Origin of the sequence: Gallintestinimicrobium propionicum, assembly GCF_025567525.1 — a bacterium.
Taxonomy (GTDB): domain Bacteria; phylum Bacillota; class Clostridia; order Lachnospirales; family Lachnospiraceae; genus Gallintestinimicrobium; species Gallintestinimicrobium propionicum.
Window position 1 is genome coordinate 60,817 of sequence record NZ_JAOQJY010000009.1, and the last position, 15,437, is coordinate 76,253.

The following is a 15,437-nucleotide window of genomic DNA, read 5'->3' on the forward strand; positions in this document are numbered from 1 at the left end:
AAAATAGGCTGCCCGGAGGATTTTTTCATTCCTCCGGGCAGCCGTTTTTATGCTCTGTCTAAATCCGTCTCAGTCAGGTGTCCCTACGCCTTCCGTATCCCGTCTTTTTTTTCAAATCTTCATAAAGCAGCTGATAATTTTCATATCTCCCCTTGCTGATTTCGCCGTTATCCACCGCTTCCTTCACTGCACAGTCCGGCTCCGCCAGATGCGCGCATCCCCGGAACCTGCAATTTCCGGCATGTGCTGCGATTTCCGGAAAATAGCCGCCCAGCTCTTCTTTCTCAACGCCGAATAACTCAATCGAGGAAAAGCCCGGCGTATCCAGAATGTAGGTATCCTCTTCCACCCACATCAGCTCCGTATGCCGCGTCGTATGCCGTCCCCGTTCAATTTTTTCACTTACTGCGCCTGTCTGCATCTGTACACCATCCTGCAGCAGGTTGATCAGAGACGATTTTCCGACTCCGCTGGGACCGGCAACAGTCGTCGTCTTCCCCCGAAGATACTCCCGGATCGCTTCAATACCTTCTTTTTGTGCCGCGCTGACAAACAGCAGCGGATAGCCACTGGTGCGATAGCGTTCCCTTACTTCCGCGATCATTTCGTCGGAAGCCAGATCCGTCTTGTTCATACAGATCAGTGCAGGAATTCCCTGTTTTTCCATTAAAACCAGAAACCGATCCAGTAAGTTAAAGTTCGGTTTGGGGCTCACAAGTGCAAAAATGACAAGCGCCTGATCCACATTGGCTACTGCCGGTCGGATCAGGCTGTTTGTTCTCGGCAGGATTTCATCCAGATTTCCCTTTTTTTCTGTTTCGTCCAGGACACTGATTGAAACCAGGTCGCCCGGCAGGGGCTTTTCCTTATCTTTTCGGAAAATGCCCCTTGCACGGCATTCGTATACGCCCTGATGGGTGTGCACATAATAAAATCCACCGATTCCCCTGATGATTTTTCCCTGCATCCACTTATCCTTCCGATGTAAACATGACCTGGCGCTGCACGGTCTGTCTCGTTGTCGTTCCGGGCACGGTTACAAGGTTTCCATCCTCGTCCGTCGTCGTGGTCGCCTCACCGGTCACCGTATATTCGTAGGTAATCAGTCCTGCCGGATCTGCCATTCCATGCAGATTGACTGTCGTGATCGGGAAAGAACGAACTGTCGTCTTTAAATATTCCGTACCGGACTGTCCGGTGATCGTTACTGTACACTCGGTTCCTTCTTTGTACTGGGGATCCAGATCTGCCGGGCTTGCAACCGCTTCCTGATATGCGTAGGTAACCGCTTTGGGGCCGACGCTGATTCCGATATCGATCGTAGAACCGGGCTCTACCGCAGCACCTGCCGTATAGCTTGCATAGCATACCTTTCCGGCAGGAACCGTGTCATCGCTCATCTCTTTCTGGTCCCCGATCAAAAATCCGTTTTCTGTCAAAATTGCAACCGCTGTCTCCACATCCAGACCGATGATAGCCGGCATCGTATTTTTACTGCCGGTATCCGGTCCCTGGCTGATCACGATCGTCACGGCAGAGCCGGAGGCTGCACGGGAACCGCCGACCGGATTCTGGGAAATAACCTTTCCCTTTTCAATCGTATCGGAGTAACCGTCCGCTTTCGTCACGGTAAATCCGCTTCTGGTCAGCGTTGCGGTCGCATCCGCCTCCAGTGCTCCTAACACATCAGGAACCGGGATTGTGTCCGTATCGGAAGCAGGTGCTGTGCCGCTCACCGTCAGCTGTACCTGCGTACCGGAGGAAACCGTCGTACCGCCCTGTACATCCTGTGAAATGACATTGCCCTCCGCTACCGTATCGGAAGTCTCATAGGCAAATTTTACCTTCAAACCAAGGTCTTCTAAGATCTTCTGCGCCTCTGCCGCGGATTTACCGGTCACATTCTCCACCGTCACCTGCGCAGACGTCGCGCCGAAATTGAAAATACCTACTGCCCTGCCGACTAAAAAGATCACGGCACAGCCGATTAAAACAGCACCGATGATCGCCAGCAGCGTCGTGATTTTTTCCATTCTGGAATCGTCATCGTACTCCTCATCCTCGTCTTCTTCATCCTCTTCCGGTTCTTCATAGGCGGGCTGTTTTTTCTTTTTGGGCTTCTGGGGCGTCTCGTTCTTTTTCAGGCGCGCGCCCTCTGTTGCCTCTTTATTTCTGCTCTCATTGATTTCCTTGCGTTCCCTGGAGGTCACGGTACGGGTCGCCATCGCCTCATCCGGGTTCTCGATCTGGACAAAATCCTCGTCCGGGGACATCAGCGCCTTTTTCAGGTCAGCAATCAGCGCCGCCATACTGTGATAGCGGCGATCCGGACTTTTCTGGGTACATTTTAAAACAATCTGTTCCACGCAGACCGGAATTTCCGGCACGTATTCTCTCGGAGACGGCATTTCTTCCTGAATATGCTTGATCGCAATCGCAACCGTCGTCTCACCGTTGAACGGAACGCGTCCGGTCAGCATTTCGAAAAGTGTAATACCCATCGAATAAATATCACTCTTTTCGTCGCTGTATCCACCTCTTGCCTGCTCCGGAGAAGTGTAATGCACAGAACCCATGACATTTGAGGTGATCGTGTTGCTTGTCGCCGCTTTTGCAATGCCAAAATCCGTCACCTTTACCTTGCCGTCCTTGGAAATAATGATGTTCTGCGGCTTGATATCCCGATGGATAATATGGTTGTTATGCGCTGCCTCGATGCCCATGCATGCCTGAATGGCGATACTTAACGCCTCCCGCACGGACAGACGCGCCTTTTTTTCGATATATTTTTTGAGCGTGATGCCGTCTACAAGTTCCATAACGATGTAGTAAACCCCGTTATCTTCCCCGACGTCATACACATTTACAATATTCGGATGCATCAGACTGGCTGCTGCCTGGGCCTCTACCCGGAATTTAGATACGAAATTCGTATTTTCGGAAAATTCCTGCTTCAGCACTTTCACCGCTACATGCCGGTTCAGTTTGTGATCCTTTGCCTTATAAACATCTGACATTCCGCCCATCCCGATGCGCTCGAGCACCTCGTAACGGTCGCCTATCATTGTTCCTATCTTAATCATCCGCTCACCTCATCTGAAAACGGCTCCATAATAATCACCGCGATATTATCTCTTCCGCCGTGGTCGTTTGCAGCCTGCACCAGCCGCTGCGCCCGCTCTTCCACGTTGCCTTCCCCTTCCAGAATCTGCAGGATTTCTTCATCCTCCAGCATTCCGGTCAGGCCATCCGAGCACAGAAGCACCCGGTCTTTTCCTTCCAGCGGAACCAAAAACAGATCCACCTGCAGATCATCCTCTACGCCTACGGCACGGGTAATGATGTTGCGATCCGGATGGATCCTCGCCTGTTCCCGGCTGATTCCGCCAAAGCGCACCATTTCCTGTACCAGAGAATGATCCTCGGTAATCTGACGGATGCCGGCATCATCCGCAATATACAAACGACTGTCCCCGACGTTTGCAACCTGAAGCTGTCTGTCTGCGCAGGTGGCGGCTACCACTGTAGTCCCCATTCCGCTCAGCTGTTCATCCTCCGCCGCCGTCTGCCGGATACACTCGTTTGCATGACGGATCGCGTCCACCAAAATTTCTGCCGGGCTGTCCGCCTGGCTTTGCCGGATCTGTTCCAGAATCGTCTCCACTGCAAGGCGCGATGCATAACCTCCGCCCCGGTGACCTCCCATTCCATCTGCTACAATAAACAGGTTGGGAAGCTTTCCGATCTCATCGGTGGTCATCCACGCATAGTCCTGGTTGAAGGATCTCTTTTTTCCAATATCTGTAATCGCGTAAGCTTTCATTCGCTCACCCTCTCTGTATTCGGAATTTCACCCATTATCTTTACCATACTAGCACAAAAATACAAAAAGGACAAGCTGTTATCCGGCATTGTCCTCTTTCGAGACGGCTCACTCTCTCTGCTCTTCCATGTGTCTGCGGCGCAGCTGTCCGCACGCCCCGTCGATGTCCCTGCCCATCTCACGGCGGATCGTGACGTTGACGCCGCCTTTTTCCAGACGCTTCTGGAACGCTGCAATCGCGGCGTGGTTGGATTGTACAAAATCCCGCTCCTTAATCGGGTTGACCGGAATCAGGTTGACATGACTGCCCAGCGGCGCTGCCAGACCAATCAGCTCTTCTGCGTCCTCTTTTGTATCGTTGACGCCGCCGACCAGACTGTATTCAAACGTCAGCCTCCGTCCGGTTTTGTCTGCATAATTCCGGCAGGCGTCCATCAGCTCCTTCATCCCGTATTTGTTGGCGATGGGCATCAGCCTGCGGCGCTTTTCGTCCGTCGTCGCATGCAGGGAAAGCGCCAGCGTGATCTGAAGCTTTTCCTCCGCCAGCTCATACATTTTCGGCACAATTCCGCAGGTCGAAACCGTCACATTGCGCTGGCTGATATTTAAACCGTTTTCATCCGTCAGCATCCGCAAAAATACGAGCAGATTGTCGTAATTATCCAATGGCTCCCCGCTTCCCATCACGACAACATTGCTTACCCTCTCCCCGGTCAGCTTCTGAATCCGGTAAATCTGATCCAGCATTTCCGCAGGCGTCAGTCCCCGTTCCAGACCGTCCAGCGTAGACGCGCAAAAGCGGCAGCCCATCCGGCAGCCAACCTGAGAGGAAATACAGACCGAATTGCCATGCTTATACTGCATCCACACACTCTCCACCAGATTTCCGTCCGGCAGCGCGAATAAAAATTTCTTTGTCCCGTCAATCGCAGAGGTCTGCTCACGCACTACCCTCAGGGTTGTCAACGGATATTCTTCCTTTAACCGGTTTCGAAACGCCGCCGAAAGATTCGTCATTTCGTCATAATCTCCCGCCAGCTTGACATGCATCCAGTCGTACAGCTGTTTTGCCCGAAACGGTTTTTCGGAAAGCTCTGTCATTTTTTCTTTCAGTAAATCAAGCGGCAGGGACTTTAAATCCCTGCTTTCTCTGTTTTCCATCGTCTATTTCTTCCTTCTCAGTCTTGCCATAAAAAATCCGTCGGTGTCCCACTCGCCCAAAAACAACTGCAAAAATCCTGCTCTTGTCTGTTGGCTGTGGAGACATTCCGGCAAAAATGGGTCGATGCTCTCTGCTTCAAACGGATACTTTTCGGTCACGTACCGCACCATCTCTTCGTTTTCTGACACATCCAGGGTACATGTCGAATACAGCAAAATACCGCCCGGCTTTACATACTGCCAGCATGCGTCCACGATCTTTTTCTGCAAAGTGACAAGTGCTGCCAGATCTTCTTTCGTTACCCGGTAACGGATTTCTTTTTTTCTGCCGATTACGCCAAGCCCGGAACACGGAACATCCAGAAGCACCACGTCCGCGCTTTCTTTATACTGCTCCATAAAAACTGACGCATCCCAGACATTGACCGAAACATTGCTGCACTTCATCCGGTCGGTATTTTCCAGAATCAGCGCAGCCTTTCTTTCGGAAACATCTCCGCAGATCACCTTCCCGCTGCCCGCCTTTCTTGCCGCGAGCGTTGTTTTTCCGCCCGGCGCGCTGCAAAGATCCATGACCGTCATTCCACCCGAAATTCCTGCTGCCTCCACCGCGAGCATGCTGCTGACGTCCTGCGCATAAAACAGCCCTTCTGCAAAGCCCGGCAGATGACCGATGCCCTCACAGCCTTCCAGATTCCACGCATCTGCATACAACTGGTGCTTCTGCACCGTCACGCCTGCTACTTCGATCGCTGCGATTTCCTGTGCCTTTTCTTCTTCCGTCAGACGGCTGTCCAGACGGATCGTCAACGGACGCCCTTTTTTCAGTCTCTCCAACATAGGCTCCGTCTTTTCTTCTCCATACTGCGCTTCCCAGAGAGAAATCATCCACTCCGGCACGCTATAGCGCACCGAAAGTGCCTGCACAGGGTTCTTTTGAAGTTCCTGCCAAAACGCACTCTCCGAATTCAAAATTTCTTCTTTGTTCCGTGTAATTGTACGCAGTACACCGTTTACAAAACCGGACAGCCGCTCAAAGCCCTTTTTCTTTGCCAGACGCACGGCTTCGTTGCATGCCGCAGAATCCGGCACGGTGTCCATATACAAAATTTGATAGACCGACAGGCGCAGCAGACTGCGGATCAGCGGTTTCATTTTGTTCGTCGGCGTTTTGGAATACGCGTTGATGACATAGTCCAGCGTCAGGAGACTTTCCAGCGTTCCTTCCGTCAGACGTTTTAAAAACGCTTTTTCCCGTGGATCTTCGTAGTCGTATTTATTTAAGGTATCCCGGATCAGGCTGCTGCCGAAGTTTTTGGTTTTCTCCATCTCCACAAACAGGAGCAGCGCTGTTTCTCTTGTATCCATTTTCTGTTCTCCATGTTCAGGGCGCGGTGCCCGCTGTTTCAGACAGCTGTTTCGCTTTTTCTTTTTCGTCTGCGCAGTGTCTCTTCTCCGGCGTTTCACACGTTTCAGGCTGCGCAGCGTCTCTTTTCCGGCGTTTCACACGTTTCAGGCTGCACGGTCAGTCCCTGCGGTCGTCCCGCCTGGACAGCATCACCAGCCGCAGCAGGTTCAACAGCGCCGCCGCTGCTGCCGCAACATAGGTCATTGCAGCCGCCCGAAGCACTCTGCGGCTTCCCTCTGCTTCGTTTTCCGATAAAATTCCGTATTCTGTTAAAAATCCCATCGCCCTGTGACTTGCATCGAATTCAACCGGAAGCGTCACGATCTGGAACAGCACTGCTGCCAAAAAGACCCAGATACCAATCTGCATCAGCAGCTCGTTGGAGCCCAAGAACAGCCCCAGAACGAAAATCGGCAAACCGAATTTCGAGCCGAAATTTGCAGCCGGAACGAGGGCCGAACGGAATTTTAACGGTGCATAGCCCTTGGCGTCCTGTACCGCGTGGCCGCACTCGTGCGCTGCAACTCCCACTGCTGCAACACTCGTCGCATTGTAGGTCGCATCTGACAGACGCAGTACCTTGGAGGACGGATCATAATGATCTGTTAAGTTGCCGCTGATATGCTCAATCCGCACATTCGTCAGACCGTTCCGGTATAAAATCCGCTCCGCAGCCTCTGCTCCGGTCATGCCGCAGCTGCTTCTGACGCGGCTGTAACGTTTAAACGTGCTGTTGACCTGGGCGCTCGCGATCATCGAAAGCACCGCGCCCAAAATTACAAGAAGATACGTCACATCATAGTAATAATATCCCATGTATGCCAAAACGCTCATCCAAGCACCTCTCCTTCCTCTACCTTACAGCCCAGCAAAAAGTCGTGCACCTTCATACGTTTCTTGCCTTCCAGCTGGACTTCCTGCAGGCACAGCACTCCATCGCCGGTCTGAACAAAGATTTCCTTCTTCGTCACCTTGGCAATACTGCCGGGCATAGAGTAAGCGGCAATGCCTTCTTCCTCCGCAGGCTTTGCCTGCCAGATTTTCAGCATTTTCCCTTTACAGGAAGTGTATGCACCCGGCCAGGAATACAGTCCACGCACCTGTCTGTCAATGGAAAGCGCGCTCTGGTTCCAGTCAATCTGTCCCATCGCCTTGGTCAGAAGCTTTGCGTAGCAGCTTTTGGAATCATCCTGCTTTGTCGCAGTCAGCGTACCCGCTTCCAGCTTTTGAAGCGTTTTCACAATCAGTTCTGCGCCTACTTTGGACAGCTTTTCTTCCAGCGAAAGGTCGGTATCAGTGTCCTCAATTACAACTTCCGACTGTGTCAGGATATCACCGGTATCGATTCCTGCATCCATCTGCATGATCGTCACGCCGCTCTTTTTCTGTCCGTCCATAATTACACGATTGATCGGTGATGCCCCGCGATAGGCGGGAAGCAGAGAGGCATGAATGCACAGGCTTCCATAATGGGGCAGATCCAGGATCTCCTGTGATAAAATCTGTCCGAATGCTGCTACCACATAAACATCCGCTTCATACTGCCTGAGACGCTCGATTTCCTCTGCTCTCTTAATCTTAATCGGCTGCAGCACCGGAATATCATGCTGCAGCGCGCATTCCTTAACCGGGGACATCTGCAGTTTTCCACTGCGCCCCTTCGGCTTGTCCGGCTGTGTCACAACCGCCGTTACCGTATGTCCTGCCGCAAGCAGTGCTTCCAGCGGAGCGACTGCAAAATCCGGCGTTCCCATATATACTATCTTCATCTTGTCCTCCATTCTGCAGGCGCCTGGCACCGTGGAAATTACAATTCAAACCTGCTGATTGGCTTCTGCATTGCATTCCAGGCTGCGCTGTACTGCCCTTATTCTTCGTCGAGTACCTCTGTCCCGTCCATTTCTTCGTAATATTCTTCGGTATCCATCAGCTGTCCTTCTACCTTTGACACATACAGCTCACCATCCAGATGATCTGTTTCATGGCAGATTGCACGCGCCAAAAGCTCGGTTGCTTCGATTTCATACGCTTCCATGTTTTCGTTAAACGCAATCGCCTTGACGTAATTGGGTCTTGTCACTGTGCCTGTCTTGCCGGGAACAGAAAGACAGCCCTCACCGCCGGTCTGCTCGCCGGATGTTTCGATAATTCTGGGATTGATCATGACAATCGGATCTTCTCCGGTCGTATCAATTACGACGATTCTCTTTAAAATGCCGACCTGGGGCGCTGCAAGTCCGACGCCGTTTGCCTCATACATCGTATCAAACATGTCATTGATCAGCTCCTGAATGCGGGGTGTCATCTCCTTGACCTCTTTGCATTTTTTATTCAGGACGGGATCTCCGATCGTTCTGATATTGCGAATTGCCATTCTTTTGTTCCTCTCTTTCTGATGTTCTGTCTTACTCTCTGTTATCGGTTTGCTGTCCTTTCTTGCTATGCAGGCAGCATCTGTCTCCTGATGATTTTCTAGAAGCTGTGCACCGGATCGAAATCAAACTGACACAGCGCTTTCTGCCGCTGCGGCAGGCTGCGCATCTGCTCAATTCCGTCCTTTAATTCTACCAGCTTTTCGTAGTCATGGTTTTTTAAATAAATACCATAGCGGTAAACGTCGTTAATTTTGCCAATCAGTGCCGGCGCAGGACCGATCACAATCGTATCGGGCAGGGCAGCGCCGGCGGCGTTGTGTGTCGCGGCGGGTGTTGGTATTTGCACAGTGCCTGACATTTTCTGTGTAAACTGCCGCGACTGAGTTACCTGTCGTACGTAACTCGCTGCCTCCTGTGCGCCTGCAAGCGCCTCTTCCTGCTTTTTGGAATAAAACTGCACCGCAAGGATGTGAGACGCAGGCGGATAGGAAAGCAGCTGCCGATACGTCAGCTCTTCTTTATAAAATCCCTCATAATCCTGCCGTGCAGCATACTGAATGCTATAATGATCCGGCTGGTAAGTCTGGATCACAACCTCACCTGGACGGCTTCCGCGTCCGGCACGCCCCGCCGCCTGCGTCAGCAGCTGAAACGTCCGTTCTCCGGCACGGTAGTCGCTCATGGACAGCGACAGATCCGCCGCCAGCACACCGACCAGCGTCACCGCCGGGAAATCATGCCCTTTGACGATCATCTGCGTACCGACCAGGATATCCGCATCCCCTCTGGCAAACGCCGCCAGAATCTTTTCATAGCTTTCCCGCGTGCGGGTCGTATCCGCGTCCATACGCAGCACTCGTGCCTGCGGAAACATTTTATGAAGCTGTTCTTCCATCGCTTCCGTTCCCGCCCGAAAGCCCAGTATATATTTCGAACCACAGGACGGACAGAGCTTCACGGCAGGCTGCTCATACCCGCAATAATGGCAGACCAGCCTTCCGCCCCTGTGCTCCGAAAGGGAAACGTCGCAGTGCGGACATTTGCATACATAGCCGCAGGCACGGCACGAGACAAATCCTGCATAGCCGCGCCGGTTCAAAAACAGCATCGACTGCTCTTTCCGCGCCAGACGATCCCTTAATTTTTCCTGCAGGCTCACCGAAAAAATCGACCGGTTGCCATTTCGCAGCTCTTCGCGAAGGTCTGCGATTTCCACTCTGGGAAGGCTTCCGCCGGTCAGCCGCTTCGTCAGTTTATAAAAATGATAGTCCCCCCTCTGAGCACGACTGTAAGCTTCCAGCGAAGGCGTTGCGGAACCCAGCACCAGCGTTGCATCGGAAAGCTCAGCGAGCTTCTGAGCTGTCTCCCGCGCGTGATACTTCGGGCTCGTTTCACTTTTATAGCTCAGCTCATGTTCCTCATCCATCAGAATCATCCCGAGATTTGGAAACGGCACAAACAACGCCGACCTTGGACCGATGATAACATCCAGTTCCCCTCGCTCTGCCCGCCTGCACTGATCCTGTTTTTCCCCGACGCTGAGCGTCGAATTCATCACGGAAACCCGGTCGCCGAAGCGCGCCGTAAACCGCTGCACTGTCTGATAGGTCAGCGCAATTTCCGGAATCAGCACGATGGACTGTCGTCCTCTTTTTATCATGCCCTCAATGAGTGCCAGATAAACCTCTGTTTTTCCACTGCCCGTGATACCGTGGATCAGGCTCGGTCTGCGGTCATTTTGGTCAAAAGCGTTTAAAATTCCATTTACCGCCCTTTGCTGTTCCTCCGAAAGCGTCTTTTTTTCCGTTTCTTCGCCCATTCTCCGGATCGGGTTACGGTACGCTACAGAAGCATGTACCTTTAACACGCCGTCGGATTCCAGTTTGCTGATTACAGACGACGGAACTTTTAACCTTTTGGTCGCTACCTCCCACGAAATCGTCCGGTTCGTCATAAGCTCCTGTAACAGTCGGAGCCTCGCTGTCTGATGCTTTCTTTCCATCTGCGCAGCCAGCTCCTGCGTTTGTGCATCCTGTAACAGCAGTTCAATGCTTTTTCGCTCTTTTTCCCCGACGGTCGCCCTCGCAGGCAAAACGGTTTTCAGAGCCTGTATCATCGTAGAACCGTACTGCTGCTTCATCCACGCCGCCAGCACGATCAACCGCTGTGACGGCTCCTTTGTTCCCGGAAGCACAGAATCGATCTCTTTCATCCGTTCCCGCGGGAACTCCGAATGATCCGTCACCTCGATCACATAGCCGGTGCGCAGCACATTTCCTGCACCAAACGGAATTTTTACCCGCACGCCGGGTGTCACGCTGTCTGCCAGGCGCTCCGGAATCCGGTAGCCGAAGGGCCGATCCACTTTTTCATGGGAGATATCCACGATCACGTTCGCAAATTCTTTTTTCAAAAAGAAATTCCTCTTTCTTTTAAGATATCCGCAATCAAATCTCTTTCATCCATCGGATATTTCACACCCTTAATTTCCTGATAATCCTCGTGTCCCTTCCCGGCGAGCACAATGATGTCGCCGGGCTGTCCGTGGTCGATCGCATAGGCAATGGCTTCTTTTCGGTCCGGGATGGAAATATAGACGCCATCTGTCTTTTTCATGCCTGTAATAATGTCTTCGATAATCGCCTCCGGCTCTTCAAAACGCGGGTTGTCGGACGTGATGATCGTAAAGTCCGCAAGATTTCCGGACACCTCTCCCATCTCAAACCGGCGCTCCCGGGAACGGTTGCCCCCACAGCCGAACACGCAGACCAGCCTTCCATGCTCATACTCCTTTAACGTCGTCAGCAGGCTCTTCAATGCCATCGCATTGTGGGCATAATCGATCATCAGGGTAAATTCATTCGAAACCTTGACCATTTCGATACGTCCCTTAACCTTTGCTGCCAGAAGCGCCTTACAGATATCCGCTTCCGACACCTTAAAATGTCTGCAGATCGCAATCGCAGTCAGCGCGTTGTATACCGAAAACCTTCCCGGCATCGCGATTTCTGCATGGAAATTCATCAATCCGGTCACATCAAAGGCGATGCCGAGATGTCCCTGTCTGTTTGTAAACTGCAGGTTCTGTGCGCGCAGGTCGGCTTTTTTAGACATGCCGTAGGTTTCCAGACTGCAGGTGTGCTCCTTTGTAATAAGCTGCCAGTGCACATCGTCACAGTTTGCAATCCCGACGCGGCACTGTTGAAACAGCAGACTCTTACAATGCGCATATTCTTCAAAGCTCCCATGCTCGTTCGGTCCGATATGATCCGGCTCCAGATTTGTAAAAATACCGAAATCGAATACAAAGCCCTGGGTCCGGTGGAGCATCAGTGCCTGAGAGGAAACCTCCATTACAACGGTATCACAGCCAGACTCCACCATTTTGGCAAAATATTCCTGCAAAAGATACGATTCCGGCGTCGTATTGACCGCGTGAATATGCGTGTCTCCGATGATTATTTCAATGGTTCCGACCAGTCCTACCTTTCGTCCCGCATTTTCCAGGATGGATTTTACCAGATAAGTGGTCGTCGTCTTACCCTTCGTTCCGGTGATGCCGATCGTCGTCAGTTTTTTTGCCGGATGGTCAAACCATGCCGCAGATACGAACGCGAGGGCATAGCGGGTATCCTCCACCCGAATCAGGGTCGTTTCCGACTGTTTCGGAAGCTCTACTTCTTGGGATACGATAATCGCAGCCGCTTTTTTCTCTGCAGCCTCTGCGGCAGCCTGATGTCCGTCAAAATTTGCCCCCTTGATGCAGACAAACAGACAGCCTTCTACAATTTTTCGGGAGTCATAAACGACCGCCGTAATTTCTTTTTCCAGATTTCCTCTTTCACAGGTAAAGGTAAGCTCACTCAAAAGCTCTTTCAATGCTTTCATGAAATCGGTCTCCTTTCCGATCCGCTGCAGTTTCGCAGGAACGAACTATTACAATTTACAATCATAGCATATTGGCAGACATCCTGCAATTTAGTACAGATTTTTCACCTTAAATTCGCGCTCCACCTCGCGGCGCTGATCCTTCTTTGCAATATCCTGCCGCTTGTCGTAGAGCTTTTTGCCGCGGCAGAGACCGATCTCCATCTTTGCGCGCCCGTCCTTAAAATAGACCTGCAGCGGCATGATCGTATAGCCTTTTTCCTTACATTTTGCGGCAAGCTTTAAAATCTCCGCTTTGTGCAGCAGAAGCTTTCTCGTGCGCAGCGGGTCTTTGTTGAACAGATTTCCCTTTTCATAGGGGGAAATATGCATGCCATAAACGTACATTTCGCCGTTGTCTTCCTGTATAAACGCTTCTTTAATGCTGCACTTTCCAAGGCGCAGGCTCTTTACCTCCGTCCCGGCGAGTGCAAGACCGGCTTCCCAGGTTTCCTCTACAAAATAATCGTGATATGCTTTTTTATTGTTCGCGACCAGTTTCTGTGCTGATTTTGCCATCGTTTCCTCTCTTTTCCGCCTCTTCCAGCTCAAAATCCACCGTTCCGGCATACCGGTTTGCCCCCGTCACCCGAACCGTCACCGTTTCGCCCAGCTGATAGGTTTTGCCTGTGTGTTCGCCGACCAGCGCAGAGTTTTCTTCATCGAAGATAAAATAATCGCTGCGCAGGCTCGATACCGGAACCAGTCCTTCCACCGTATTCGGAAGCTCTGCATAAAAGCCCCAGCCCGTCACACCGGAAATGACTGCTTCCATCGTCTCCCCGATATGCTTTTCCATATACTGCGCCTTTTTCATCTTTTCACAGATGCGCTCCGCCTCATCCGCACGCCGCTCTGTCTCGGACGAATGCTTTGCTACGCCGTTTAAAATGTCCTCATAATGCTCTTTTCGCTTTTCGGTTAACCGTCCCCGCAGAAACTCCTTGATAATCCGGTGAATCTGTAAATCGGGATATCGCCTGATTGGGGACGTAAAATGGCAATAATGTGTTGCTGCCAGTCCAAAATGTCCGCTGCATTCCGGCGAATAGACCGCGCGCTTCATGCTGCGCAGAATCAGTCTCGACAGCATCGCTTCCTCCGGCGTCCCTTCGATCTGATCCAGAAGCTTTTGCAGCTGCTTCGGATGGACGTCTGCCCCGTTTTCCTGACGCTTTCCCTGTTTGCGCCCGATATGCAGCCGATAGCCGAAGTTTCCTAAAAATACGGACAACTGCTGCATTTTTTCCGGATCCGGGTTATCGTGTACGCGGTATAAAAACGGCTCCTCCAGCCAGTAAAAATGCTGTGCCACCGTCTCGTTTGCCGCCAGCATAAAATCCTCAATCAGCTTCGTCGCGTCGTTTCGCTCATGCGGGTGAATCGACAGCGGCTCGCCGTTTTCATCCAGTTCGATCTTGCTTTCCGGAAAATCAAAATCCACCGCGCCGCGCTCTTTTCGTTTCTGCCGAAGCACCTTCGAAAGCTTCGCCATCTCTGTAAGCATCGGTGCTTCGTCGCGGTATGCTTCCCAAAGGGCTTCGTCGCCGTCCAGAATTTTTTGCACCTGCGTATAGCTCATGCGCTTGTCCACACGGATCACAGATTCCACAATCTCATAATTGCCGATAGTTCCGCCCTTGTCCACTTCCATCAGGCACGACAGCGCCAGTCGGTCTTCCCCGGCATTTAGCGAACAGCACCCGTTGGACAGCTCCTTGGGAAGCATGGGAATCACGCGGTCAGGCAGATAAACGCTCGTTCCCCGTTCCTTTGCCTCCCAGTCCAGCGCGGAATTTTCCTGCACATAGTCTGCAACGTCCGCAATATGAACACCCAGCAGCCATCTGCCGTCTTTTTCTTCAAGGCTGACTGCATCATCCAGGTCCCGCGCATCCTCGCCGTCGATCGTCACCATCCGTATCGCCCGGAGATCTCGCCGCATCACGCAATCAGTCTCGCTGACCGGCTTGGAGACGCGCTGCGCCTGATTCAATACCTTTTCCGGAAATTCATCCGGAATGCCAAGGGCACGCACAACAGAGAGCATATCGATGCCCGGCTCATCTCTTCCGCCCAGCACCTCTATGATCTCGCCCTCCGGACTTTTGCCCTCTTCCCGACTCTCGATATATTCTGCAACGACCTTCGCACCGTCATAGGCATCCTTTTTCTTTTCCCGCGGGATAAAAATATCCGGCAGCTTTTTGTTGTCCGGCACGACAAAGCCAAAGTTTTCGCTCGACTGGTACAAACCAACTGCACGCAGAAGCTTCTTTTCTGCGCGCACATACCGTCCGCGCTTGGTCTGTTCTATTTTTCCCTCTTCCAGAAGCTCCTCCAAAATACGCTTTAGCTCGCGCCGGTCTTCCGGTTTTACCTGCATGAAGATTGCGAGCTCCTTTTCTTTCATCGGGACGTACTTTTCGTCCTCCACCAGCTCACAGATCAGTTTTTTTCTCTTTTCCAATAAATCTTCCATATGTCACCTGTTATAAAATGAAACGGTGCCTTCCGCGCTACCGCAGTGCGATCTCATGTTACATACGGATTGCTCCGTGCTTTACACCACTGTAATGCTGCCAAATCGAATCCGGCTTCTGACGGATTCGTCGCCTGCGGCGGGTCGCGTAAGCGACATCTTCCGTTCCGCCGCAGTGCGATAAAGTGCTTTTTTAGCTATCAGCAAAGCTGATAGCTAAAAAAGCACCCCGCCGTGCGGAGTGCTTTCGTAACATTCTGT

At 51.9% G+C, this 15,437-nt stretch carries 12 protein-coding genes; all 12 read right to left on the bottom strand.

All coding sequences use genetic code 11. The features are described from left to right. Positions 1-73 precede the first annotated feature (73 nt). Entirely contained in the window at positions 74-967 is an 894-nt protein-coding gene (gene rsgA / locus OCV62_RS08385; protein WP_262585986.1) for a ribosome small subunit-dependent GTPase A, read from the bottom strand. A gap of 4 nt (positions 968-971) precedes the next feature. Continuing rightward, positions 972-3,083: a Stk1 family PASTA domain-containing Ser/Thr kinase gene (pknB, locus tag OCV62_RS08390; protein WP_262585987.1), complete on the bottom strand. Its 2,112-nt coding sequence runs from the start codon at positions 3,081-3,083 to the stop codon at positions 972-974. After that, complete coding sequence (locus tag OCV62_RS08395; protein ID WP_262585989.1) at positions 3,080-3,823, bottom strand: Stp1/IreP family PP2C-type Ser/Thr phosphatase; 744 nt, start codon at positions 3,821-3,823, stop codon at positions 3,080-3,082. Before OCV62_RS08395 ends, pknB begins: the two co-directional genes overlap by 4 nt. Before the next feature lie 108 nt (positions 3,824-3,931). Next, positions 3,932-4,984, bottom strand: coding sequence for a dual-specificity RNA methyltransferase RlmN (gene rlmN, locus OCV62_RS08400; RefSeq protein WP_262585992.1), 1,053 nt, complete (start codon positions 4,982-4,984; stop codon positions 3,932-3,934). 3 nt (positions 4,985-4,987) lie between these two features. Then, positions 4,988-6,352, bottom strand: a complete 1,365-nt coding sequence (rsmB, locus tag OCV62_RS08405; protein WP_262585994.1) for a 16S rRNA (cytosine(967)-C(5))-methyltransferase RsmB — start codon at positions 6,350-6,352, stop codon at positions 4,988-4,990. A gap of 157 nt (positions 6,353-6,509) precedes the next feature. Then, on the bottom strand, positions 6,510-7,217 hold the full coding sequence (locus tag OCV62_RS08410; RefSeq protein WP_416822288.1) for a zinc metallopeptidase: 708 nt from the start codon (positions 7,215-7,217) through the stop codon (positions 6,510-6,512). Between the two features lie 5 nt (positions 7,218-7,222). Further along, the gene (fmt, locus tag OCV62_RS08415; RefSeq protein ID WP_262585997.1) at positions 7,223-8,161 is read right to left on the bottom strand and encodes a methionyl-tRNA formyltransferase; all 939 of its coding nucleotides are present in this window, start codon (positions 8,159-8,161) and stop codon (positions 7,223-7,225) included. A gap of 98 nt (positions 8,162-8,259) precedes the next feature. Then, positions 8,260-8,766, bottom strand: a complete 507-nt coding sequence (def, locus tag OCV62_RS08420; RefSeq protein WP_262586000.1) for a peptide deformylase — start codon at positions 8,764-8,766, stop codon at positions 8,260-8,262. A gap of 98 nt (positions 8,767-8,864) precedes the next feature. Further along, the gene (gene priA / locus OCV62_RS08425) at positions 8,865-11,180 is read right to left on the bottom strand and encodes a replication restart helicase PriA (RefSeq protein WP_262586002.1); all 2,316 of its coding nucleotides are present in this window, start codon (positions 11,178-11,180) and stop codon (positions 8,865-8,867) included. After that, positions 11,177-12,655, bottom strand: coding sequence for a UDP-N-acetylmuramoyl-L-alanyl-D-glutamate--2,6-diaminopimelate ligase (locus OCV62_RS08430; RefSeq protein WP_262586004.1), 1,479 nt, complete (start codon positions 12,653-12,655; stop codon positions 11,177-11,179). Before OCV62_RS08430 ends, priA begins: the two co-directional genes overlap by 4 nt. A 90-nt stretch (positions 12,656-12,745) precedes the next feature. Then, entirely contained in the window at positions 12,746-13,213 is a 468-nt protein-coding gene (smpB, locus tag OCV62_RS08435) for an SsrA-binding protein SmpB (RefSeq protein ID WP_021915809.1), read from the bottom strand. Continuing rightward, positions 13,176-15,176, bottom strand: coding sequence for a ribonuclease R (gene rnr, locus OCV62_RS08440; RefSeq protein ID WP_262586006.1), 2,001 nt, complete (start codon positions 15,174-15,176; stop codon positions 13,176-13,178). Before rnr ends, smpB begins: the two co-directional genes overlap by 38 nt. Between the last annotated feature and the right edge of the window lie 261 nt (positions 15,177-15,437).

Coding starts and splice junctions, on each gene's coding strand:
- def (WP_262586000.1), bottom strand. CDS start 8,766: ATGGCAATTCGCAATATCAGAACGATCGGAGATCCCGTCCTGAATAAA.
- rsgA (WP_262585986.1), bottom strand. CDS start 967: ATGCAGGGAAAAATCATCAGGGGAATCGGTGGATTTTATTATGTGCAC.
- OCV62_RS08430 (WP_262586004.1), bottom strand. CDS start 12,655: ATGAAAGCATTGAAAGAGCTTTTGAGTGAGCTTACCTTTACCTGTGAA.
- smpB (WP_021915809.1), bottom strand. CDS start 13,213: ATGGCAAAATCAGCACAGAAACTGGTCGCGAACAATAAAAAAGCATAT.
- fmt (WP_262585997.1), bottom strand. CDS start 8,161: ATGAAGATAGTATATATGGGAACGCCGGATTTTGCAGTCGCTCCGCTG.
- rsmB (WP_262585994.1), bottom strand. CDS start 6,352: ATGGATACAAGAGAAACAGCGCTGCTCCTGTTTGTGGAGATGGAGAAA.
- pknB (WP_262585987.1), bottom strand. CDS start 3,083: ATGATTAAGATAGGAACAATGATAGGCGACCGTTACGAGGTGCTCGAG.
- rlmN (WP_262585992.1), bottom strand. CDS start 4,984: ATGGAAAACAGAGAAAGCAGGGATTTAAAGTCCCTGCCGCTTGATTTA.
- OCV62_RS08395 (WP_262585989.1), bottom strand. CDS start 3,823: ATGAAAGCTTACGCGATTACAGATATTGGAAAAAAGAGATCCTTCAAC.
- rnr (WP_262586006.1), bottom strand. CDS start 15,176: ATGGAAGATTTATTGGAAAAGAGAAAAAAACTGATCTGTGAGCTGGTG.